At 37.3% G+C, this 21,065-nt stretch carries 23 protein-coding genes and 2 pseudogenes; 12 read left to right on the top strand and 13 right to left on the bottom strand.

What is annotated here, in order from left to right; all coding sequences use genetic code 11:
• Nucleotides 1-64 precede the first annotated feature (64 nt).
• A complete protein-coding gene (locus IHV09_RS03620; protein ID WP_197127358.1) occupies nt 65-1,366 on the top strand; it encodes a purine/pyrimidine permease in 1,302 nt (433 codons plus the stop codon).
• Nucleotides 1,367-1,412: 46 nt separating this feature from the next.
• Here the strand turns inward: IHV09_RS03620 and IHV09_RS03615 are convergent, their stop codons facing one another.
• Nucleotides 1,413-2,297, bottom strand: coding sequence for an alpha/beta fold hydrolase (locus tag IHV09_RS03615; RefSeq protein WP_197263642.1), 885 nt, complete (start codon nt 2,295-2,297; stop codon nt 1,413-1,415).
• Nucleotides 2,298-2,693 carry a hypothetical protein gene (locus IHV09_RS03610; protein WP_197263641.1) on the bottom strand — a complete coding sequence of 132 codons (396 nt, stop codon included), beginning with the start codon at nt 2,691-2,693 and terminating at the stop codon, nt 2,298-2,300. It lies immediately after the preceding gene.
• Between the two features lie 119 nt (nt 2,694-2,812).
• Here IHV09_RS03610 and IHV09_RS03605 point away from each other — a divergent pair, with 119 nt between their 5' ends.
• On the top strand, nt 2,813-3,361 hold the full coding sequence (locus IHV09_RS03605) for a DUF402 domain-containing protein (protein ID WP_197263640.1): 549 nt from the start codon (nt 2,813-2,815) through the stop codon (nt 3,359-3,361).
• 48 nt (nt 3,362-3,409) lie between these two features.
• On the opposite strand, the gene IHV09_RS03600 is transcribed toward IHV09_RS03605, so the two are convergent.
• Complete coding sequence (locus IHV09_RS03600) at nt 3,410-3,646, bottom strand: hypothetical protein (protein ID WP_197127354.1); 237 nt, start codon at nt 3,644-3,646, stop codon at nt 3,410-3,412.
• A gap of 117 nt (nt 3,647-3,763) precedes the next feature.
• The gene (locus tag IHV09_RS03595; protein ID WP_197263639.1) at nt 3,764-4,339 is read right to left on the bottom strand and encodes a cysteine hydrolase family protein; all 576 of its coding nucleotides are present in this window, start codon (nt 4,337-4,339) and stop codon (nt 3,764-3,766) included.
• 145 nt (nt 4,340-4,484) lie between these two features.
• Between IHV09_RS03595 and IHV09_RS03590 the strand changes: the two genes are divergently transcribed.
• Nucleotides 4,485-5,120, top strand: coding sequence for a LysE family transporter (locus IHV09_RS03590; protein ID WP_197263638.1), 636 nt, complete (start codon nt 4,485-4,487; stop codon nt 5,118-5,120).
• 40 nt (nt 5,121-5,160) lie between these two features.
• Here IHV09_RS03590 and IHV09_RS03585 read toward each other — a convergent pair whose 3' ends face one another.
• A complete protein-coding gene (locus tag IHV09_RS03585; protein ID WP_197263637.1) occupies nt 5,161-5,889 on the bottom strand; it encodes a TraR/DksA C4-type zinc finger protein in 729 nt (242 codons plus the stop codon).
• A gap of 302 nt (nt 5,890-6,191) precedes the next feature.
• Here IHV09_RS03585 and IHV09_RS03580 point away from each other — a divergent pair, with 302 nt between their 5' ends.
• From IHV09_RS03580 to IHV09_RS03570, 3 genes are all read left to right on the top strand, one after another.
• Nucleotides 6,192-7,688, top strand: coding sequence for an HD domain-containing phosphohydrolase (locus tag IHV09_RS03580; RefSeq protein WP_197127350.1), 1,497 nt, complete (start codon nt 6,192-6,194; stop codon nt 7,686-7,688).
• Between the two features lie 15 nt (nt 7,689-7,703).
• Nucleotides 7,704-8,282, top strand: coding sequence for a GNAT family N-acetyltransferase (locus IHV09_RS03575; protein ID WP_197127349.1), 579 nt, complete (start codon nt 7,704-7,706; stop codon nt 8,280-8,282).
• A 78-nt stretch (nt 8,283-8,360) separates the two neighbouring features.
• Nucleotides 8,361-8,723 carry a hypothetical protein gene (locus tag IHV09_RS03570; RefSeq protein ID WP_197190458.1) on the top strand — a complete coding sequence of 121 codons (363 nt, stop codon included), beginning with the start codon at nt 8,361-8,363 and terminating at the stop codon, nt 8,721-8,723.
• A 39-nt stretch (nt 8,724-8,762) separates the two neighbouring features.
• Here IHV09_RS03570 and IHV09_RS03565 read toward each other — a convergent pair whose 3' ends face one another.
• Complete coding sequence (locus tag IHV09_RS03565; RefSeq protein WP_197263636.1) at nt 8,763-9,167, bottom strand: hypothetical protein; 405 nt, start codon at nt 9,165-9,167, stop codon at nt 8,763-8,765.
• Between the two features lie 197 nt (nt 9,168-9,364).
• On the opposite strand from IHV09_RS03565, the pseudogene IHV09_RS22325 reads away from it, so the two are divergent.
• Both IHV09_RS22325 and IHV09_RS03555 read left to right on the top strand, forming a co-directional pair.
• Nucleotides 9,365-9,926 (top strand): annotated as a pseudogene (locus IHV09_RS22325) (site-2 protease family protein); the annotation flags it as partial.
• An 881-nt stretch (nt 9,927-10,807) separates the two neighbouring features.
• Nucleotides 10,808-11,830 (top strand): NlpC/P60 family protein, encoded by a 1,023-nt coding sequence (locus tag IHV09_RS03555; RefSeq protein ID WP_197263634.1) that lies wholly within the window; start codon nt 10,808-10,810, stop codon nt 11,828-11,830.
• 50 nt (nt 11,831-11,880) lie between these two features.
• On the opposite strand, the gene IHV09_RS03550 is transcribed toward IHV09_RS03555, so the two are convergent.
• Nucleotides 11,881-13,560, bottom strand: a complete 1,680-nt coding sequence (locus IHV09_RS03550; protein ID WP_197263633.1) for a hypothetical protein — start codon at nt 13,558-13,560, stop codon at nt 11,881-11,883.
• Between the two features lie 310 nt (nt 13,561-13,870).
• Between IHV09_RS03550 and IHV09_RS03545 the strand changes: the two genes are divergently transcribed.
• The gene (locus tag IHV09_RS03545) at nt 13,871-14,308 is read left to right on the top strand and encodes a PH domain-containing protein (RefSeq protein ID WP_197263632.1); all 438 of its coding nucleotides are present in this window, start codon (nt 13,871-13,873) and stop codon (nt 14,306-14,308) included.
• Nucleotides 14,309-14,871, top strand: a pseudogene (locus IHV09_RS03540) (HAD-IIIA family hydrolase).
• A gap of 91 nt (nt 14,872-14,962) precedes the next feature.
• On the opposite strand, the gene IHV09_RS03535 reads toward IHV09_RS03540, so the two are convergent.
• From IHV09_RS03535 to IHV09_RS03515, 5 genes are all read right to left on the bottom strand, one after another.
• The gene (locus tag IHV09_RS03535; protein WP_197190464.1) at nt 14,963-15,193 is read right to left on the bottom strand and encodes a DUF3953 domain-containing protein; all 231 of its coding nucleotides are present in this window, start codon (nt 15,191-15,193) and stop codon (nt 14,963-14,965) included.
• Nucleotides 15,194-15,212: 19 nt separating this feature from the next.
• Nucleotides 15,213-16,121 (bottom strand): YitT family protein, encoded by a 909-nt coding sequence (locus IHV09_RS03530; protein ID WP_370568779.1) that lies wholly within the window; start codon nt 16,119-16,121, stop codon nt 15,213-15,215.
• A gap of 20 nt (nt 16,122-16,141) precedes the next feature.
• Nucleotides 16,142-16,702, bottom strand: a complete 561-nt coding sequence (locus tag IHV09_RS03525) for a tyrosine-type recombinase/integrase (RefSeq protein ID WP_197127340.1) — start codon at nt 16,700-16,702, stop codon at nt 16,142-16,144.
• A gap of 147 nt (nt 16,703-16,849) precedes the next feature.
• Complete coding sequence (locus IHV09_RS03520) at nt 16,850-17,611, bottom strand: Nif3-like dinuclear metal center hexameric protein (protein ID WP_197263631.1); 762 nt, start codon at nt 17,609-17,611, stop codon at nt 16,850-16,852.
• 104 nt (nt 17,612-17,715) lie between these two features.
• Nucleotides 17,716-17,949, bottom strand: a complete 234-nt coding sequence (locus IHV09_RS03515) for a hypothetical protein (RefSeq protein WP_197127338.1) — start codon at nt 17,947-17,949, stop codon at nt 17,716-17,718.
• A gap of 441 nt (nt 17,950-18,390) precedes the next feature.
• Between IHV09_RS03515 and IHV09_RS03510 the strand changes: the two genes are divergently transcribed.
• Nucleotides 18,391-18,744: a DUF2512 family protein gene (locus tag IHV09_RS03510; RefSeq protein ID WP_197127336.1), complete on the top strand. Its 354-nt coding sequence runs from the start codon at nt 18,391-18,393 to the stop codon at nt 18,742-18,744.
• Nucleotides 18,745-18,794: 50 nt separating this feature from the next.
• On the opposite strand, the gene IHV09_RS03505 is transcribed toward IHV09_RS03510, so the two are convergent.
• The gene (locus tag IHV09_RS03505; RefSeq protein WP_370568922.1) at nt 18,795-19,343 is read right to left on the bottom strand and encodes a class I SAM-dependent methyltransferase; all 549 of its coding nucleotides are present in this window, start codon (nt 19,341-19,343) and stop codon (nt 18,795-18,797) included.
• A 297-nt stretch (nt 19,344-19,640) separates the two neighbouring features.
• On the opposite strand from IHV09_RS03505, the gene IHV09_RS03500 reads away from it, so the two are divergent.
• Entirely contained in the window at nt 19,641-21,047 is a 1,407-nt protein-coding gene (locus IHV09_RS03500; RefSeq protein WP_197263630.1) for an alanine/glycine:cation symporter family protein, read from the top strand.
• Nucleotides 21,048-21,065: the final 18 nt, after the last annotated feature.

Raw genomic sequence — 21,065 nt, 5'->3', positions numbered from 1 at the left:
TTCTACGAATCCAGTGAAAGGTCTATAATGAATAGTGACGAAATACATAACAGAAGGTGTTTATATGAAATTAACGTTTTCTTCTCTTCAATGGATGGTTTTTATCCTTGCGGGTAGTTTAGTAGCTCCTATCGCTATTGGTGATGCATTTGGAATGACACAAGCAGAGACTGCAGATCTTTTACAACGTTCTTTCTTAATTATTGGAGTGTCTGCAATTCTGCAAGCACTTTTCGGACATAAGCTTCCGATCAATGAAGGACCTGCTGGATTATGGTGGGGTGTTTTTACCGTTTACGCGGGGATTGTAGCTTCAGGGGCATTAACGGTTGCTGACGGGCTGCAGCAACTTACAGCGGGAATGCTGATCAGCGGCGTTCTTTTTCTACTGCTTGGGATGTTTCGCATCATAAGTTCGGTCAGAGCTCTCTTTACTCCTTTAGTTACCGGCACTTACTTAATCCTTCTCGTCTCACAGTTGAGTGGTTCTTTTATTAAAGGTATGCTCGGAATTGGATATCTGCAGGAAGGTGCAGATAGCAAAGTGGCTCTCACATCACTCTTCATCTTAATTTTATCTATCGTTCTAGGAAAGTCTCGTGTGAAATGGTTAAGAAGTTATTCCATCTTGATCTCTTTGTTACTTGGTTGGGGATTGTTCAGAATCTTGAACTTAACAAAAGAAACGATGCATAGCAATACGACTTTTGCTTTTCCAGAGTTACTAGCTTGGGGGATGCCAGAACTATCTTCCGGAACGATAATAACTTCTCTATTCGTAGGCATGCTCTTACTTACGAACATGGTAGCTAGTATTAACGTCGTCGAAAAAGCGTATGAAACAGAGAAAAAAGATTATGAACCTATCAATTATAATCGATCATCAATCATGATGGGTATAAACACGTGGATAGCTGGTCTATTTTCAGCAGTTGCAAGTGTACCTATCTCAGGTTCAGCAGGCTTCATCCTAACTACAAAAATGTTCAGCAAACTAGCATTCATTATAGGAAACGCACTTATTATCTTGATTAGCTTTTTTCCGCCACTTACTTTTTTCTTTGCTGGTATTCCTGCTCCGGTAGGATATGCAACCATATTCCTCCCTTTTTCTAGTATGATTGGTTTAGCTTTCAAAGAATATAGATCCGAGCTAAAGTCGGAAAATAATCTCTTTATTATCAGTACTTCTCTTATGGTTGGAATCGGGAGTCTCTTCATTCCTGCTGCCGCTTTAAAAGAATGGCCAAATATTATCGTAACGCTATTAAGCAACGGCCTGATCATGGGGATGCTAACATGTATGATTCTTGAACAGTTCTATAAACGAAGAAATTCGCATCAGCATGTGCAGAAAGAAGACTAATAAATAGAAAAGGGCTCCCTCATTGTAGGGAGCCCTCTTCTAGCAATCATCTAAAAGATCTCTCTGAAACAGGTATTTCCGAGTGAAACTTTAATATGGCCGCTGCTAGTTCTTTGGCATGATCAAACATCATTAGATGTGTTGAATTAGGGATAATCACAGTCTCACTGTAAGGCAATCCTACCTTTGCCTGACCAATGAACTTTAATGATTGTTGGAAATGTCCTTCTTTTTCTGCGGGTAGAAACAGAACAGGCGATTGAACCTTCTTATACCAAGTTAAGAAATCTATATAATAGATTTCGGATATAATCTTCTGCATCGTTTGGCCTGTAGTAATATTACCTACTTTTCCGTTCTCTTTCATACGTGGTTCATATTCTGCTACATAATTGGCCCGTTCCTTATTCCATGGCAACCATTGTTCTCTATAGACCTGTTGAAATTCTTCTATCGATTCGTAATCGGGATCTAGTTGTCCTTCAAATTTAGCAAGGTGCTCTTCTAACGTCTCATCATTAAGACCATTCTCACCTGTATCGTTAATGATCGCGCCGTCTATGTTTGCGAGTGACAGAACTCTATCCTGACGCATCGCTGTAAAATATAACCCTACCATACACCCGTAAGAGCTTCCTACAAGATGTGCTTTTTCAATCTCAAAATGATTCATTACACTTTCTAAATCCTTCGTGGTATCCTCGAAAGAATATCCATAATCGGGTTGATCAGATTTCCCATGTCCACGAAGATCATAACTTATTATTCTATAATGATCTCTCAAGAATGGAATTACTGGATTCCAGGCTTTCACTGTACCACCAAGATAGTGAATTAAAATCAACGGATCCCCCAAACCGCCATAATCATAACCTGTAAGCATTGTTCCATCATGTGAATGTATCTTATGTTGATCAAACGGAATATCCATCTATTTCACCTCCTCTTTCATCCGCTTCTGTAAATTTGGTTTTGTACGAGTATTGATTTCGTTCAGTTTATTTCTAATATCTTGTTCGATATCTCTTTGGAAAAACGTTGCAAACTTGCAAAGATAAGCAATACTGTCAGCAATTTCTTTCCCAATATCTTCAGCAACTTCTTCCTTTGCGAGTTGAAAAGCCTTCTCCCCTTCAACACCTTCTTCTTTCATCTCATACGCTATATTTAACATTCTTCTTAATTCTTCAGCAATCTCCGCTATCTCTGTCGTTAATAGCATGTGATTTAGCAAAAGGGATTCCGTGCTTTTGCCAGCACCATCTTGACTAATCTCCCATCCTTTTTGCAGTTGAAAATTCTCTAACTCTCTATGCATGCTTTTCATGATTTACAACCCCTCCGTTTCACACCATTCTATCTACATATTTCTCCACAATTTTACATAAACCTTTTTTACAATCAATAAATGTAGGTTATAATATTACCAGAATATGGAGGTTAACAATGGAACATAAAACAGCAGACCGGCCAAATTGGAAAAGAGTCACAGACAAACATTTTGAAGTAACGCATAAAGAAAGTTCTTGCTTTAAAGGGAAAGTTACAGCGATTCATTTGAAGCAAGTTTCTGAACCATTAGTTGTAAACTATAAAGAGAATAAGATATGTATTGCTGACTCTGGCTATACATGGATGCAACATTTTCCTGAGGGAGAAAAATACACGATTACCACGGTATTGGACGAGAACGGCGAGGTTGTACAATTCTATATTGATATGTGTGGGGATCATGGAGTTGATGATAGAGGTATACCTTGGTTTGATGACCTTTATTTAGATATCGTTATTCTTCCTGACAAAGAGCTCTTTCTTTTAGATGATGATGAGTTGATGAAAGCTTTTCAAAAAGGGGATATTAATGAAGAACAAATGAAACTTGCACATGAAACGGCTCAAAAAATCATTTCAATGCATAAAGAAGGCAAGTTTGAACAACTAGAAACATGCATTGAGCATGCTACAGAATGGAAACAAACAAAAAAATTTTTTTAATCAAAAAGAGTATTAAAAAACCAGAGGGCCATATCCCTCTGGTTTCATCTATTTGTTCATATTGTTGTTTTTCTCTAAAAAACGCAAAGCATCCTCTACTTCATCTAACACTTGTGATCCGATGATTCCCTCTTCCTCATCTAAGAAAGTAACTTGGAAATAACCACTTTCTCCTTGTGGAACATAACGCATTCTAACAAGTTCAGGCTGCTGATCTTCTTCTCTCCAAAACTCCAATTCTTGTTCTGGATTGTTCATCAATTTTTCTATTTGATCACTATTCATCTGTAAGACACCTCTAGATTACTCTGATTAATTTAGTATATACATTTTTACCCTAAATAAAATCCTATAAACCATTAGCAGTATACGACATTTCCTGGGGAATATTGTCTATGTCTGTTATTGCATGTAAGGAGAAGTCCTCATCCATCTTGTTAAAGCTTCTTCTGTACTTATTATTTCCGCAAATTCTTGGTGAAGGTGAGCAAGAGCAGACTCATGGACATCTTGAGCTGAGAACACTTTTCCATCATAGGAATGAATTTTAAATGCAGCAGTTGCATCATGGATTAAAGACACTCCAAAACCATAATTTGCTGCCATTCTTGTGGTTGTAGATACACAATGGTTTGTTGTTAAACCTATTATCACAATGTGTTCGATACCCTCTTTATCTAATGCGTCTTTTAGCTCTGTACCAATAAATGCACTATTAACATTCTTAATAAAAAGAAGTTCATCTTCTTTAGGTTCAAATCCTGTTTTCAACTGATAACCTAATTTTGAAGGATGCAATGGAGAGTGTTCGTTTTCTGATTGGTGCTGAACATGAAAGACAGGCAATCCTACCTCTCGAAAGGCACCAAGTAATATAAGCATATTCACTTCAGCATTTGCATTATTTCGTTCTCCCCAGAAATCTGTTTCATCAAATCCTTTTTGAACATCAACAATAAGCAAACCTGCTTTTTTCACATTACAATCTCCTTATATTCAGACTGTGCTTCCTAATACATTACATTTTCGATGTGACTTTAATTTTTCCTTCCGTACTATTTCTGATCTAAATCTCATATTTTGTAAGTACCTTAGACAAGCCACATGAAAAGGGGGGCACCCTTTGAACGAAATCATGATATTAAGTATTCATTTTGTTACGCTTGGTATCAGTTTAGCTATTCCAATCGGCCCTGTTAAACTTGAGATGATTAAGAATGGATTATACGGTGGTTTTTGGCCATCTTGGCTCGTTGGAATCGGGGCTGTTTGTGCAGATATATTGTTTATGTCATTTATCTTCCTAGGACTCTCGCCTTTCCTACATGAGAGATGGATTACAGTCTGCATGTTGATAACCGGTATTATGATGCTTAGTTACTTAGGAATTTCAACCATTAGAAATTCCGTTACATCCTTGCCTTTAATCGAAGAAAATAAAAAAGACATCAAAAAACCTTTTTTGACAGGTTTTGTCATCGCTCTTATGAATCCCTATAATTTTATGTTTTGGTTTGGTGTTTATGGTGGCTCACTTCAAAGCATACCTTCTGCAACAAGTGAATTGTTAAGAATTGGGTTAAGTTTTTGTATAATAGTAGGAATTATTCTATGGAACCTTAACGTGGCCTTTACCGTTCATTTTTTTCGTACGCTGATCAATGAGTTTACAATTAGATGGCTAACAAGATTGGCTGGAATCGGTTTGCTTGCATTCTCTAGCTTCCTTACGTATAAATTATTAAAATTGTTTTTATAAATCATAAGGCGCTGTCTAAAATAGACAGCGCCTTGTATCTTTACTTATCATATTTTTCTCTATCTGACTGCTTCTCCTCTTCCCTGTCCAACTCTTCTTCATATTCCTCATGATTTCTGTTGTGGATAACATTTCTTTCTTTTCCTGTTATATCAGTAGCAACAAAACTTTCATAGTCTTCTACAAAACCGTCATCATCATCAGAGTCTTCATACATCTCGTTATAATCTCTTTTATCAGGATCAGTAAAGTCTGAAGGAGTTTCACTCGTACCATATTTAGCAACGGACTGCCATGCATCTTCTCCATCAAAGTATGTCGCATCTTTATTGTCATTGCTTCTTGTTTTATAATCAGGGCCAATAACCTCTTCTTCAATAGGACGATCATCTGATGAGTTTTGTGCAGGACTATGCTCTTTACAATAAAGCGTAAAAGGGACTACCTCTAAACGTTCTTTCATAATATCCTTGCCACACGTTTTACAAACTCCGTAATCACCTGTCTCAATACTTTTTAAAGCTACATCTATATCTTCAAGTTCTTTTTCATGAAGATCATTTAACGCAATATCTTTTTCTTTTTCAAATAATTCAGTGCCAAGATCACCAGGATGATTATCATAATTTGAAAGTTCACCTGTTGATTCTTTCGGAAATTCTGAATCATTACCAAATGAGTCGTTTCTTTCCCTCATTCCTTTTATCTCTTCTTTTCGTGATAATAAAATTTGCTTAAAATGGTCCATTTCTTGTGTAGATAATGCCATGATTCAATCTCCCTTCCTACTTCCGTATACCATTTCATACCCGTTATTACTAATAATTATCCATCCTGTGTATTTTGCACCACTATCATACATGCTATACTTAGTGCCAAACCTTCTTGTTCTCCAGTCAATCACTATCAATAATTTTCATTTCTTCTGAACCCATAACTCATAAATGAAGCGTATTACCTAGTTATTATCAAAAAATGTTAAAAAGTGTTGAAAAATCGCTTTTTTTCCAACTTTTTGTAAGGTATGCTAATAATATCTTTTAAAAGTCATAGTAAGAAAGGCAGGGGAACATGAAGATATATGAGAATTTTGAAAAACGTTTATTAAAAAATTACGTGATTGGTTCAACCGCTGCCGTATTAGGAGTCGGAGGGGTATTTGTTTTTACCACACTCCGTTTATCAACATTCGAATTTTTAGTTTTGTGTGGTATTCTCCTTATTTCTAGTATGATTATGTTCTCTCTTGAATTTGTTTTTTTCCGTATGCATACAGCCGTTTTTAAAAATTATTTCTCGAAACAACAACCTGCCATACAGCTCGCAGAAAAAGCATATTTTCACGCGCATCATTTCCCGATTAGAACGGTTAAACGAATTCTTGGTCCACATTTATTTGGGTTATCTATACCTGCACTATGTCTAACAGCTATAGCGATCTCTTCAGGTTATTTGTCACTACCCTATTATTACATGTATCTCGCATCACTCGGAGCTATCTTAGTGGCAGGTATGCATGCGATCATTGAATTCTTTTTGACGACGAAAGCGGTTCAACCTGTGCTTCGAAATATTCAGGAAAGAACGCTTAAGGACCATGGGAAGATATTGTCTTTAGCAACCTCTAAACACATATCTATTCAACGAAAAATTCAATGGAGCACCTTATTTATTGGAACATTTCCATTGCTGTTGTTCGCACTCGCGAATCAAGTACGCTTATATCATTTATCCGCACCTGTAAACGGATCGTATTGGAGTTGGGCTTTCTTCATCTTATTGATCGGTATTTCTTTTGCTATCTATGGAGCATACTTATTGTTTAAAGATATTCAACAGCCTATGAACGAACTTCAAACAGGCATGCATGAGGTTCGCACCGGAAATTCTAATGCGAAAGTCAACGATCTGTATTCAGATGAGTTCTCTAAACTTATAAAAGGTTTTAATCATATGGCTCAAGCTATACAATCTCGTGAACATGAAAATAAACAGCTGCTGGAAAGTTTTTTCGCGACAATGGCTGCCACTTTGGATGCACGAGATCCTTACACAGCGGGGCATAGCTTACGAGTTGCCGATTATGCAATGAAGATCGGTCAGATGGCCGGACTGCCGTTTCAACAATTGGTACAACTTCGAAAAGCAGCTCTTTTGCATGATATAGGAAAAATCGGTATACCCGATGTCGTCTTATTGAAAGAATCAAAATTAACTTCAGAAGAATTTGAACAAATAAAAAAGCATCCAGTAATAGGTGCTGACATCCTAGCGCAAGTTCAGCCTTATGACGCGATGCAACCACTGCTTCCTGGTGTTCGTTATCATCATGAACGCTATGATGGCAACGGCTATCCTGAACAGCTAGCTGGAGAAAACATACCTATTTTCGGAAGAATCATTGCTGTAGCCGATGCTTATGATGCAATGACATCTGATAGACCATACCGGAAAGGGATGACCCATGAAAAAGCATTGGCTATCTTAGAGGATGGAAAAGGTACACAATGGGATCCATACTTAACCCAACTATTTATTGAAGAGATGTCGTTAAAATCTATTTCTTAATACAGGAGGTAATTATTGAATACATACGATCATTTTCCAGTCATTGAAACCGATAGACTAAGACTAAGACCCGTTATTCAATCAGATGTAAAGGAAATATACGAAACCTTCTCTGATGGTGACGCACTTCAATTCTATGGAATGGAACCTTTAAAAACAGAGGAAGAAGCTTTTGAGCTTATTCAAGCGTTCGAAAAAGGATTTACAACAGGAAGCTCCATCCGTTGGGGAATCATTCTAAAAGAACAAGATAAACTCATCGGAACATGCGGGTTTCATAATTGGAGCAAATCAGACAGAAGAACAGAACTCGGCTATGAACTAAATCGAGCATATTGGCATAATGGATTTATGAATGAGGCATTACGAGCGATTCTTCATTATGGTTTCAATGGGATCGAATTTAACAGAATTGCTGCTGTGATCAGACCCGAAAACAATTCTTCACGCTCACTTGTAACTAAACTTGGTTTTCAAGAAGAAGCATTACTTCACGAACACCAAAGAGTTGGAGATCATTATTATGATATGTACATTTATTCCTTACTAAAAAAGAACGCTGATCTATATGGACAAGAAGCTAAGAGTATTTAGCTTCTTTTTTCTTTTCTACGTAATAGGTTTCAAAATAGCTTACTAGAGGTATGAAAAGGAAAAAGGAGGTATTCGAGAATGGAACAAAAAGGAACGTTTTATGTAACAGCTAAAGGCGATATGGAGCCCCTTCCTACTGATGATCATGTGCATTATTTTGAAATTCAAGCTTCTTATGATGAAAAGCAACAGCTAGAGCATCTGTTTGCAAAAATGCACGCTAACAATAAACAAGAAGGATTGGATATTTTCTCACCGAAAAGACACTTTTCTGAATCACATGCTGAATACCATCGAGGAAAAGACAGTAAGCTTGTGTACGAATTGTTTAGGAACCTCTACTTATTAGGAACTGAAAAAACGAAGCGAGAAATTGAAGAGATGGAAGTTTTGCCTGAATTATACGAAGCTAGCCATGATACAATCGAAAAAGTAAAATAGCACCGGAAATTTTTCCGGTGCTTTTCTTGTTGAGCAACTCTATTCCCACTCTATCGTTCCATCTTCTTTAATCCAAAATCTTACCATTCCTAAATCATCCAATGCATGTCTGATCGTATTTGCTTTTTCACGATAACTTGGAGTGTCGGGATGAGCAAGTACTAATGTCTTAGCAGGGTTTTTTTCATGACTTTTTAGCAGATTTACAAATTTCAGACAAAATTCATTCTGGTTTTGATAGCCAGTTATTTCAGACATATTCCCTTGAGCTGCGATCAGAAGTGTATGATATTCATTTGTTGCAGTCAAATCTACACCGTCAATCTCATTGCAGGTTTCAGTCTCATAGCCTTCGCGTAATAAATATCCTTCTACTGCTTTAATCACTTCTGCTTTGTTCATAACAAATGCATCACTAATATATGGATGGTCATGTAGAGCCAAACTCATCACTCCTTCTTATCTATAACAGCATTCGCAACACTTTCCTATCAATAGAGGGGTACTTAAATGTCGTATACCCCTATTTTTCAATCAAAAAACCGCCTATAAAGGAATTTTCTTAAAAGAGAAACTTCTTTCCCCTTTTAACGTATTTCCTTTAAGATAGAAATAAGAAACTATAGTTGGAGGATTCATACATGGCTCAAAAAGCTGAAAAACAAAACCAATCCCGTATATGGACCATCATAGCGGGAATAGGTTTGTTTCTGTTAAGTAAATTAAAGTGGGTGTTCACCCTACTAAAATTAGGGAAATTCGCAACACTCATCTCCATGTTTATATCACTTGGTGCATACGCGGCATTTTATGGCTGGAAATTCGCAGTAGCAATCGTATATCTAATTTTTGTGCATGAGATGGGCCATTTAGTCGCTGCTAAACAAAAAGGAATAAAAACATCGCCCGCGATATTTATCCCGTTTATGGGTGCCGCGATCGGTATGAAAGAGATGCCTAAAAATGCTAAAGACGAAGCCTATATCGCTTATGCAGGACCGTTGTTCGGGTTATTATCTTTCTTGCCAGCTGTGTTTCTGTATGAAACGACTGCAGAACCATTCTGGGGCTTGGTCATCTTTTTAGGGGCAATGATCAACCTATTTAACTTGTTCCCCGTCTCACCACTCGATGGTGGTAGAATTGTTGGAGTTCTGTCTACTAAGATCTGGTTTATTGGTTTATTACTTGTCCTGCCTTACTTGTTCATATCACCTGATCCAATCATTTTCTTAATCTTCATTTTCGGTATCCTAACATGGTGGAAACGAGTTCGTGAAGACTTTGAACAAAACAAACTGAAAGAAACACTTACTTTGTTTCAATCAGAACAAGATAAACTCACTGTGATTAATCAGGAGATGAATGAATACAAGGACATGCCGAACTTTGGTTATATCATCAGTACGTATTTTGAAGATGTGCGCGTTGCAAAAGATAGACTAAAGCGAAACATGCCAACCGGGTATTCGTTCCCTGTTCTGCAGGATAAGAAGAAGATTCGTAAGCATCGTACATTAGTGGAAATAGAAATTTTAAACAACCGTGAACGGTTCCTACAAACACTCTTAGAAGAATATGAGAGCAATCAACGTCAGAAAGAATATATTCATAACATGTATAAAGAAGCTGATCCTGAAGAGTTGGCAACTATACCAGAGCTTTCAAACTTTAGTCACAGCAGCTTGTTTGAAGCGTATGAACAAAGCTTGTTAACTGAAAAAGCAAACATCGAGAAACAATTTGAACAAACTAAAAACTATTACGTCTCAAACACCAAAACAAAAGTGATCGTGTTGATCATGTATCTATTGTTAGCAGGAGTCTTGTCTGCTTTTGTTGTTTACGGAAATCAGCTTATGGATGCAAACCGTTTTTTAATAAGCTAGACCTATCAAACACCTCTTAAAGGAGGTGTTTTTTTCATCCCTCTTTTTACCTGCAATCTATCATTTCTAGTACATAAGCTACAGATGATCCAAAACATACATAAGGCTATTCGACTTATCTTTTGCAAGTATAAAAGGAATGCCAAACCAAAAACACGAATGATGTAGAAAAATAGAAAAAGGAGCGAAGGTGCTATGAAAAAAATAGTAAAAATATTATTTTCACTTGCTGTGTTACTTGGTATATTTTCAAACACAGCTTCAGCTGAAAAAGGAGCAACAAACAAAGAGATTGTTGGGAAAGATATGTATGTAAATGTTGCTGCAGCAACCCTTTGGGTAGGACCAGATGCAGCAAGACCTGTTGATGATCCATCGGTTTCTCACCCCGTTGACTTAAGAAGTTGGACAACCAGTATGACGTATGAAGAAAAGCTTTGGTTAGTAGGCGAACTTGAAACACAAGCACTATATGGTCAAAAAGTACATATTTTGGAACAACAAGGAGATTGGGTAAAAGTTGCGGTCTATGGCCAGCCTACCCCTAGAAATGAGCTTGGATATCCAGGGTGGATGCCGTTAGCACAATTAACTTACTCTGATCACTTTAAAAAAGCTGAAGGAAAACAATTTGCATTGATTACAAGTCCAACTGCTTGGCTTACTAAAGGACCATTTGGACATAAAAAAGATCTTGAATTAAGCTACAACACGAAGTTGCCAGTTATTAAGAAACTAGGAAAAACGATTGCCGTTTTAACACCTCAAGGAAAAGTTCGTTGGCTTAATGCGAAAGATGCAAAAGTATATAGAAGTGAAAGTGATATTCCGGTTCCAACAGGCGAAGAACTCGTAGAAGAAGCTAAGAAATTTCTAGGTCTTCCTTATTTATGGGCTGGTGCTTCAGGGTTTGGATTTGATTGTTCTGGATTTACACACACCATCCATAAAGCAAACGGCATAACAATTCCACGAGACTCTGGCCCACAATCTAAGGAAGGGTTGATCGTTGATAAAGATCAACTGCAGCCTGGGGATCTCATGTTCTTTGCTTATGATGAAGGAAAAGGACGCGTTCATCATGTAGCGATGTATGCCGGGAACGGTATGATGATCCACTCTCCGAACACTGCATCTACAGTAAGACTCGATCCGATCTCAACACCTGCTTATGCTGTAGAATTCTCAGGAGCACGAAGATATATTCCACAACCTTAACAAAAGAGCAGAGCACAATGAAATGTGCTCTGCCTTTTTATTATCATCAATTATTCTAAACCTTCTATTGTCATTTCTGTTACAGGTAAAAATGCTTCACCCGTATTTTGATAAGTAACGTTAACTTTATCTTGTTCTTTTAAATAGATAGCTAGAGGACTGTTTTCTGAAGATACGATGTAGCTCTTACGGTTATCCAGCAAGAAGGATACAATCGTATAATCCCCTACTTTTTCTTTATAAACGCGAAGCACGGCACCTGTTATCTGTTTTTCCTCTGCATCCGATGTTCCATCCACTGAACTTCCACCTCGCTGTAAAGCGGTTTTGTATTGCTTTATTGCAGCATTTGGTGTATTTGCATATACAGAGATTTCTGGGTTTGCGGCAGAGACGATAAAATAGTTCTGTAGGAATCCATTCGAATCTAGAACAGGGGTCAGCCAGCTTGCTTCTCCATAGAAGTTATACAATACGGGCATCTCACCATCCCATTTTTTCTCGATAAACTTCTTTTCTATGATCTCTAAAGCTCCTTCAGAATCCATATAAGACTCTTCAAGATTACCAGTAAAATAGGTCGCCTTCCCCGTTCTTGCATCTGTTAATGAATAACCGAGCATAGAGTCGACTCCCTCTTTCGGGCTTGTAAAGTCGGTAAAGTAAAACATATCACCATTCTCATCAAAGATTGGGCTTACATTAGCTTCCGTTCCTTCATCAGATGGAAGCTTCACATCCTTTTTACCGAATTTACTGTTCCAGAATCCATGCACATAGTTACCAAAGTAACTGTTTTGCAGGCTAACTGTTTCTGGAGATACGGCGCCATCAATAAAGGCTGGAATGTCCTTGATGTGATATTTTTTTGTATTTCCATTTGCAGGATCTGTTACAACAATACCTTTTACTTTAAATCCGTTACGCGCAGATATGAATTCTCCATAGGAACGAATATAAAACGGCTTCCCATCATCATCGATCTCTAGTTGTGGATCGCCATAGAAAATGTATTCTGGATAACTTGAGCGCATATGTCGTTCAACGTTTTTATTAAAATAAGAAGATGGTGTATAAGTCATTTCTGATTTAATAAACTTCGGGTTGGCCGAAGAATCGGTAGCACTCAATGTAAAATACCCTGGGGTCACATCGCCATTCCACCACTTAAAAAGTCCAGAGAATTCAACAGGTGCAATATAGACGTATTTTCCGTCCACTTTTTGAATTTGTAGATTTCCTAATTCATAAAAGCTTGTGTTTGGCACTTGCCCGAAAGACTTTCTCATTTTATTTCTTGCAAACTTGGGCGGCACACTTGCCGGAGTTTCTTTTTCATCAAATGACTCAATCTCTGTCTTTTCTGCCATTTTGGATGACTGATACTTTTCACTAGCGTTAAATAATCCAGCAGACAGAAAAAAGATACCAATAATCAAGCTAATAAGGAACAAAGCCAGCTTGATCAATCTTTCTTTGCCTGTCGCAAAAAACGCACCAATGGCTGTAACAATAATCGCAAGTATCCAGATTGACGAAAAATTGCGATCCAGATTCGTTATATAATAGAAAACAAATATTGCAGGAATGGTACAAATAGTAACACTAATCATAGTACCAGTAAGGTTGTTCTTCTTTTCTTTTTTTACAGGCTTTTTGCCGCTAGAGATCGGAAAGATCACTAATGCTGCGGCTAGACCCACAATGATGGAAAATAACAAGATGTTCATAAACTATCCCCTTTTTTAACATTTACTTCTTTACCTTATTAAGCAATACGACTGAATATGTAAAAAGTTCCATAACAAATACAATACGAGAAATTCAACTTCCTAAAAACAATAAGTCTCCAGATTCAACTCTACTTCCATTATAATGGAATAAAAAGGGATGTATTTGCCTCGCTCCTTAGATTGATAGGCTATTCTATACTAATCGTTACTTTGTTCCCTAACCTACTTCTTTTTTGATTAATTATTATCTTCCTAAAAGCATACCAGTTCCTATATCCATTATTCTTTTAAAAGGAGTTGTCACAAAATGAAATACCCCTCAAAAAAAGATTGGTGGCTTGGATTGATTCTCTTTGGCGCCATCGTTTATGGCGCTTATATCAGTACATACGCCTTACTTTCAGAAAAAGCAGATCTGTTAGGAATAATGATTACAATCATCATTAATCTTACCTTGATCTCGTTTATCAGTTGGCTTTGGTTTACAACCTACTACGTTTTAGAAGAAAAAGAACTGATCATTAGATGTGGTCCGATCAACAAAAGAATCCCATATCGTGAAATTTCATCTGCCCATAAAACGTTGAATCCAATTTCCAGCCCAGCTCTATCCTTAAAACGTATCAATATTACGTATCAGTTTGGAATAGCTCTTATCTCCCCTAAGAATAGGGATGAGTTTTTACAAGAACTTAGTAAACGATGTCCGAATGCAACAATCAAATTTGATCAGGAGCTGATATAGATGAATGGAGCTTTTCAAGCTGTTTTTTTAGATCGTGACGGAACGATTGGCGGTTCAGACCAGATAGAATATCCAGGGGATTTTAAACTTTTTCATTTTACTGAAGAAGTGATTCAAACACTCAAATTTCATAATATTTCCGTTTTTCTTTCACTAATCAGCCTGGAATCAGTCGTGGTGATGCATGCGTAGAAGACTTTATCAGTGAATTAAGTGCGTTTGGATTTGATGATGTTTATCTTTGTCCGCATCACCATACAGAGAGCTGTGATTGCAGAAAGCCTGCCATCGGCATGCTGAAGGAGGCGGCAAGTGATCATAATCTTGACCTATCAAAGTGTGTCGTGATTGGTGACCGGTGGACAGATATGCTTGCTGCCAAATCTGCTGGCTGCATAGCAATATTAGTACAAACTGGCTCTGGAAAAGCTTCGTGGAATCAAAATCATACTTCTTCTAGTATTCAACCTGATCATGTCGCTGCAACGTTAAAAGAAGGAGTGAAATGGTTGTTTGAGCAAACAATCATCGACCGACGAAAAAGAAGAAGCGCTCCTTTCTAAAAGATATTTACTCTCACATCCATTTTTGACACGAAAATAACCAAAAGAAAAAACGCCTCGAAAAAAGACGAGGCGTTTTAACATTAAAACATTAAACGATAAAGGATTGTACAGAAACATAAAGGTTTACAGCAAATGCAAAAAAGCAGAGATAACTTATCCATTTTTTCTTTTTTTGCCACTCTTCAAATCCTATAACAAGTAATAATAATGCAACTCCAAGAGAAGTATATGGTGTTAAATCATGATTCCCTGTAGATAACCCATATACAGCAAGCAATAGAACGACTGCAGAGAAAGCAATTTTCAATATACCGAACAAGTTACACTCTCCCTCTATTTTAGTGAATTCCCTTTTTCTTAAACCTTCCGCCTTTTACTTCGGCAATATCAGCAATCGCTAGAAAGGCACTCGTATCAAATTCATCGACAATATCTTTGAGCTTCGCCTCTTCTAGACGAGTGATCACACAGAATACAACACCTTTTTCGTCACCTGTATACGCGCCTTCACCTTTTAGATAGGTAACTCCACGTCCTAAGCGGTGAAGGATGGCGTCCCCGATCTCTTTATGATTATCACTAATGATCCATGCGGACTTCGATTCTTCGAGACCTGTAATCGTTAAGTCAATCGTCTTGAATGCAATAAAGTAAGCGATTAGTGAATACATAGCTCTATCCCAAGTGAAAACAAAACCTGCTGCTCCAAGAATAAAAATATTAAAGAACATGATAATTTCACCAACAGAAAAAGGCAGTTTGTTATTTGAGAGTATAGCTAAGATTTCTGTACCATCTAATGATCCACCACTTCGGATTACCATTCCAATCCCGACACCGATAAATATACCTCCAAAAACAGTCGCTAATAATAAATCGTCTGTAAATGGTGGAACAGGATGCAATAATGTAGTTGCGATTGAAAGAACGATGATTCCATATAATGTTGAGATCGCAAATGTTTTTCCGATCTGCTTATAACCAACAAAAATAAACGGTAAGTTTAATATGAATAGAAAGAGTCCTAATTTTAATCCTGTGATGTGAGATAGCATGATCGAGATACCGGCTATGCCACCATCAATAACATTGTTTGGTACTAAGAATATTTCTAGCCCAACTGCCATCAGTATGGCTCCGAACGTTATGAGGATCGCTCTTGTAGCAAGTTTTCCTTTCGTTAACTTCTTGTGTTGTTTCTTTATCTGGTCCATGGCCTGTGCATTTGTTATCGCTTCTTCTGTCATAAGTACCTCCACACTTTCCCTTATAATCTTACGTCAATCTGCGTTTTAATGGGATCTTCCCTAGAGATCCCAAGATATTTAAGTGTTTCAGAAGGACTTGAATGGTTGAAATGCCTTTGCAATAGAGATATGGCTACTCCTCTTTTATAGGCATGGTAGCCGAATGTTTTACGCAGCGAGTTCGTGCCAATTTTACCTTTGATCCCTGCATGTTCTGCAGCTTGATGAATGACTCGATAAGCTTGCTGTCGAGTAATCGGCAACTTTGTTTTTTTAGATAAAAATAAAAAATCCTCTCGCTTTAGATCTGCACATTCAACATACTGAATAATGATCTTCTTAACCGTTTCGTTTAAGAATACCTCTTTATTCCCCTCTTTATTAGGGATAGAATAAAAATCATGAACGACTAAATCTTCTGATATTAAATCTTTTACTTGTATGCAAAGTAATTCAGTAATTTTTAAACCCGTGTTGATTCCTAAAACAAATAAAACATAATCTCTCACCGAGTTTTTCTTTAAATAACGTTTAATCGCATTGATCTCTTTAATATCTCTTAAAGCTTCAACATATTCCATCTGAATATCCACCTTATATGATGTTACTTAATACTATTATATCAAACGGTTATGTAACATTAAAAATATATGCTCAAAGTTACTCCTTTATTAATCTCTGCTTTTCATAAAGAAAAAAACCTCCTTAGAATAGAAGGTTTTTAACATTTAACATGATTCTATATGTTCTTCGTTTATCCTAACCACTTTTACATTTGGATAATGTTTCTGAATTCGAAAAACTAAGTTCTCTACACCGAAGATTTCAGTATATGTGTGACTTCCAACATATAAGGAAATGCCTGCAAAATTTGCATACTGAACAGAATATAACGTTCGTTCTCCCGTAATAAATGCATCGCAGTTCTGTTTCTTCGCATACTCAATGAGTGCTGTATTATTTCCTGCACCAGTAAGGATACCTACTTTGTTAATCCGACGATCGTGATTTTTCCATGCTTTTACTGGTTCTTCCATTACATGTTCAAGTCGTTCTTTTAGTTCCAAAAAAGTAAGTGGCTCATGAAAAATGCCGATGCCTGGCAACTCTTGATTATCCTTAAATGAGGATAAACTCGTAATCTCATCAATATCTATCCGTTCGAATAAAGCTGTACTCGTCCCAAATTCCACAAAATCAAGTGGATAATGAGTGAAGTAATGCGATATATGATGTTTCTTTAACTCATCCACACACACTTCTTTCATTCCGTAAACAAAATCCCAAGCATCGTGATGAGTGATCAATAGATCTGCTCCGCTGTTATGCGCTTTCTCCACAGTCTCTGGGGTTAAATTTGTCGCATAAGCGATTACTTTAATCTCTTTCTCAACCTTATGCGTAAAGCCGTATTCACCCTCATCTTCAAATTCCTTGATCCACTTTCCAAAAAGCTGTGTCATCAATATCTCGAAATCTCCAGTATTCATAACGGCATCTCCAATTCTTTGTTTCAACCATTATTACATGTTTTTCCATATGATTCTATAAGAAAAGACCAAGTATTTAAACTTGGCCATACCGATTGTATTTATTATGTTTCGTCCTCTAATGAACTTTCAAGGTGCTTCATTAAATCGTAATAGTCATCTGGTCTTTGAAACTGTTCAACAGACCAATGCTGTTTAATCCACTGAGCAACTTCACTAGCACTGTTGAAGACTTCACCTGTCGTATCACTATCCCGTACTGTAAAGACCATATTGTCATAATCAACTGTAACATCACATGGAAACTTTCCGTCCTTTTTATATAGTGAATACTCCACCTTTCTAGCCTCCTTGTAAATTACTTTCTTACAGAAGTAATACCCACTCCCTTCATGTTTTATGACACTTCAAGGAAGAAGTTTTTTAACAAGGTATAAAACATGGCTGTAACGTTCATTCTGTTAAAGATTGCAACTATAGGTCTTTTACGATGGATTTAGCATCATTCGAAAAGGCTGTTTTCGTAAGCTTTGTTGCTTTAGGAAGTGTTGATTTCCGTTCCAGGCTGCTCGCTTTCCACGGGGCAGACGCTTAGCCACATTCGTACGTTTCACTCTTAAGTGTCTCAGCTGTTCGCCTGTCCCGTAGGAGTCTCACACCTTCCACTCCAATCAATTGTCAAAGGTGACAAGGAGTTCAAAGCAACAATCTTTTAGAAAAGAGCGTTCGAAAAACAAAAGAATCCCTATCAATTTAATTAGGACAAGGAGTAAATGAGCATGCAAAGTTTGATGATAAAAATTTTAGGTATTCCACTCGCACTTATATTAGCTAACTTTATATTTAAAAGTGTAGATTTTGAATTTGTCCAACCTTATATTTGGATCACGGTCATATTAGCTCCTCTAGGTGTATTGCTAGAATATATTATGGTTCCTCGCATTTCATACAGCAAGCAGCTTACGGTCGATTTTGCTTCAAGTTTTGTACTTGTCTACCTATTGGGACTTGCTTTACCTGGTGTAAGTATCACTTTGTGGGGCTCGTTTCTTATTGCTATCCTGATAACATGTATGGAGGCGATGGTTCATAAGCATTTAATCTCTGATCATTTGGACCATTCTTATCGCTAAACAATAAAATGATCTGCACTTAACCGTGCTGATCATTTTTTGTCTTTCATTTATTTTTCACATATATATACGAAAGCTGGAGGGAAATTTTTCGCTACAAATGATATTTCAACGGTACGAAAGATGCTTTGAAATATTCTTTTCATCTGAGTAGAATATTGAAATGCTACTAATATTCCCCCGGGCCGTAGCGACCTGTATACTTCCTCGACAATCTCTTTTTGTAATTCGCGTGTGAAATTTGCAAAAGGCAGACCTGAGAAAATCGCATCGAGTGTTTCCTGATCTTTTCCGGTACTAGCTAAGATATGACGAGCATCTTCACATACGGTATTTCTAAAAAACTCTAGTTTGAGTTTTTTTCTCATCTCTTCATCTTTTTCGAATATATAAAGCTCTGAGCCTGGCTTTAGATTGCGTATTATTTCTTTGGTTATTACACCAGTGCCGGCTCCTAATTCAGCAGCGATATCTATATGATCCCAGCATAGAGGAGCCGTCATTTTCTTAGCTAAGCTAATAGAACTTGGAAACAGACTCCCTACTTGTTTTGGTGATTGAAAAAACTTTTGTATAAATAAAGGGGTTCCGCCTTCCACCCTTAACACCTACTTTAATTCCGATTAATACAATCAATTTTATCTAGTATATTCACGAAATTTAGGTTGGTGAAAATACTGGACTCTTGAAATCTTTTTCCATTTATACCGTTTGTTCCGACATACTTCAGGGAATATTTATTTGGAAGAAATAAACGGAGCTCATCAATGTTTATCAGCTAACCTTAAATGCCAAAAGAGAGTGGAAAAAATTATAATTGATAATTATGTAAGGTTTTGTTACATTAAAAAATGGTGTACAGCTGAGATAGACAAAAGAATAAATGAGGTGTATGTATGGATTGGATTAACAATTTAATTGGAAGTGTTAACACATATTTATGGTCTTATATCCTAATTGTCATGCTAATTGGGTTAGGACTTTATTTTACGGTGAGAACAAAATTTGTTCAGTTCCGTATGTTAGGAGAGATGATCCGCCTTTTAGGTGAAGGTGCAAGAGCTGATAAAAAAGGCGTTTCTTCGTTCCAGGCTTTTTGTATCAGTACAGCTTCACGCGTAGGTACTGGTAACTTAGCTGGGGTGGCTCTCGCCATTACGGCAGGTGGACCCGGTGCAGTGTTTTGGATGTGGCTGATCGCATTAATCGGATCTGCGTCTGCATTCGTAGAAAGTACGTTAGCTCAGATCTACAAAGTTAGAGATGGCGTTGCATTCCGCGGTGGACCCGCTTATTACATGGAAAAAGCATTGAATGCTCGCTGGATGGGTGTTATTTTTGCCATTTTAATTTCTATCACATTCGGACTTGCCTTTAATTCTGTTCAATCGAATACGATAGCAAGTGCGTTTGGACAATCTTTTGATATAAAACCTGTTTATGTAAGTATTTTCTTAGCCGTTGTAACAGCAATTATCATTTTTGGTGGCATCAAACGTATTGCGAAAGTATCTGAGATCATCGTTCCAATCATGGCAGGTCTTTATATACTCGTAGCTCTGTTTTTGATGATCACAAATATTACAGAACTTCCTGCTGTTTTTAGCATGATTTTCGAAGGTGCTTTCGGTGTAGAGGAAGTAGCTGGCGGAGCACTAGGTGCAGCGATGATGAACGGTATCAAACGTGGTCTGTTCTCAAACGAAGCGGGTATGGGTAGTGCACCGAACGCAGCAGCTACAGCTGATGTCAGCCACCCTGTCAAGCAAGGCTTAATCCAATCCCTAGGTGTTTTTGTTGATACGCTATTGATCTGTTCTTCTACTGCCTTTATCATTCTATTGTCCGGGATGTATGATTCTAAGGAAGCGGATGGCATTATTTTAACGCAAGAAGCTTTAAACACATTACTTGGATCTTGGGGTGGCCCTTTCCTAGCGATAATCGTTATGTTGTTTGCATTCAGTTCCGTAGTTGGGAACTATTATTACGGTGAGTCTAACATCGAGTTTATCAGTAAGAACAAAGCTTGGTTGTTCATCTACCGAATAGCTGTTGTAGCTATGGTTGGTTACGGTGCAATAGCATCACTTGATTTTGTTTGGAGTTTAGCTGACATGTTCATGGGACTTATGGCGATCATCAACTTAATTGCTATTTCACTGCTTGGAAAAATTGCCTTTAATGCACTTGGTGACTATATGAAGCAAAAGAAAGAAGGAAAAGATCCTATTTTCCGTCCGTCTAGCATCGGACTAAAAAACACAGAGGCATGGGAAGAAGATGTTTCTACAGATAAATAATTGAAATAAAAGAAGACT

Source organism: Fictibacillus sp. 23RED33 (genome assembly GCF_015903925.1).
Classification (GTDB): Bacteria; Bacillota; Bacilli; order Bacillales; family Fictibacillaceae; genus Fictibacillus; species Fictibacillus phosphorivorans.
Note: the sequence above shows the minus strand (reverse complement) of the source record. Positions and strands in the feature narration are given on the sequence as shown.

What these genes read in the sequence shown, in the direction of transcription:
- IHV09_RS03620 (WP_197127358.1), top strand. Translation starts at nt 65, where the DNA reads ATGAAATTAACGTTTTCTTCTCTTCAATGGATGGTTTTTATCCTTGCG.
- IHV09_RS03615 (WP_197263642.1), bottom strand. Translation starts at nt 2,297, where the DNA reads ATGGATATTCCGTTTGATCAACATAAGATACATTCACATGATGGAACA.
- IHV09_RS03610 (WP_197263641.1), bottom strand. Translation starts at nt 2,693, where the DNA reads ATGAAAAGCATGCATAGAGAGTTAGAGAATTTTCAACTGCAAAAAGGA.
- IHV09_RS03605 (WP_197263640.1), top strand. Translation starts at nt 2,813, where the DNA reads ATGGAACATAAAACAGCAGACCGGCCAAATTGGAAAAGAGTCACAGAC.
- IHV09_RS03600 (WP_197127354.1), bottom strand. Translation starts at nt 3,646, where the DNA reads ATGAATAGTGATCAAATAGAAAAATTGATGAACAATCCAGAACAAGAA.
- IHV09_RS03585 (WP_197263637.1), bottom strand. Translation starts at nt 5,889, where the DNA reads ATGGCATTATCTACACAAGAAATGGACCATTTTAAGCAAATTTTATTA.
- IHV09_RS03580 (WP_197127350.1), top strand. Translation starts at nt 6,192, where the DNA reads ATGAAGATATATGAGAATTTTGAAAAACGTTTATTAAAAAATTACGTG.
- IHV09_RS03570 (WP_197190458.1), top strand. Translation starts at nt 8,361, where the DNA reads ATGGAACAAAAAGGAACGTTTTATGTAACAGCTAAAGGCGATATGGAG.
- IHV09_RS03555 (WP_197263634.1), top strand. Translation starts at nt 10,808, where the DNA reads ATGAAAAAAATAGTAAAAATATTATTTTCACTTGCTGTGTTACTTGGT.
- IHV09_RS03550 (WP_197263633.1), bottom strand. Translation starts at nt 13,560, where the DNA reads ATGAACATCTTGTTATTTTCCATCATTGTGGGTCTAGCCGCAGCATTA.
- IHV09_RS03545 (WP_197263632.1), top strand. Translation starts at nt 13,871, where the DNA reads ATGAAATACCCCTCAAAAAAAGATTGGTGGCTTGGATTGATTCTCTTT.
- IHV09_RS03530 (WP_370568779.1), bottom strand. Translation starts at nt 16,121, where the DNA reads ATGACAGAAGAAGCGATAACAAATGCACAGGCCATGGACCAGATAAAG.
- IHV09_RS03525 (WP_197127340.1), bottom strand. Translation starts at nt 16,702, where the DNA reads ATGGAATATGTTGAAGCTTTAAGAGATATTAAAGAGATCAATGCGATT.
- IHV09_RS03520 (WP_197263631.1), bottom strand. Translation starts at nt 17,611, where the DNA reads ATGAATACTGGAGATTTCGAGATATTGATGACACAGCTTTTTGGAAAG.
- IHV09_RS03510 (WP_197127336.1), top strand. Translation starts at nt 18,391, where the DNA reads ATGCAAAGTTTGATGATAAAAATTTTAGGTATTCCACTCGCACTTATA.
- IHV09_RS03500 (WP_197263630.1), top strand. Translation starts at nt 19,641, where the DNA reads ATGGATTGGATTAACAATTTAATTGGAAGTGTTAACACATATTTATGG.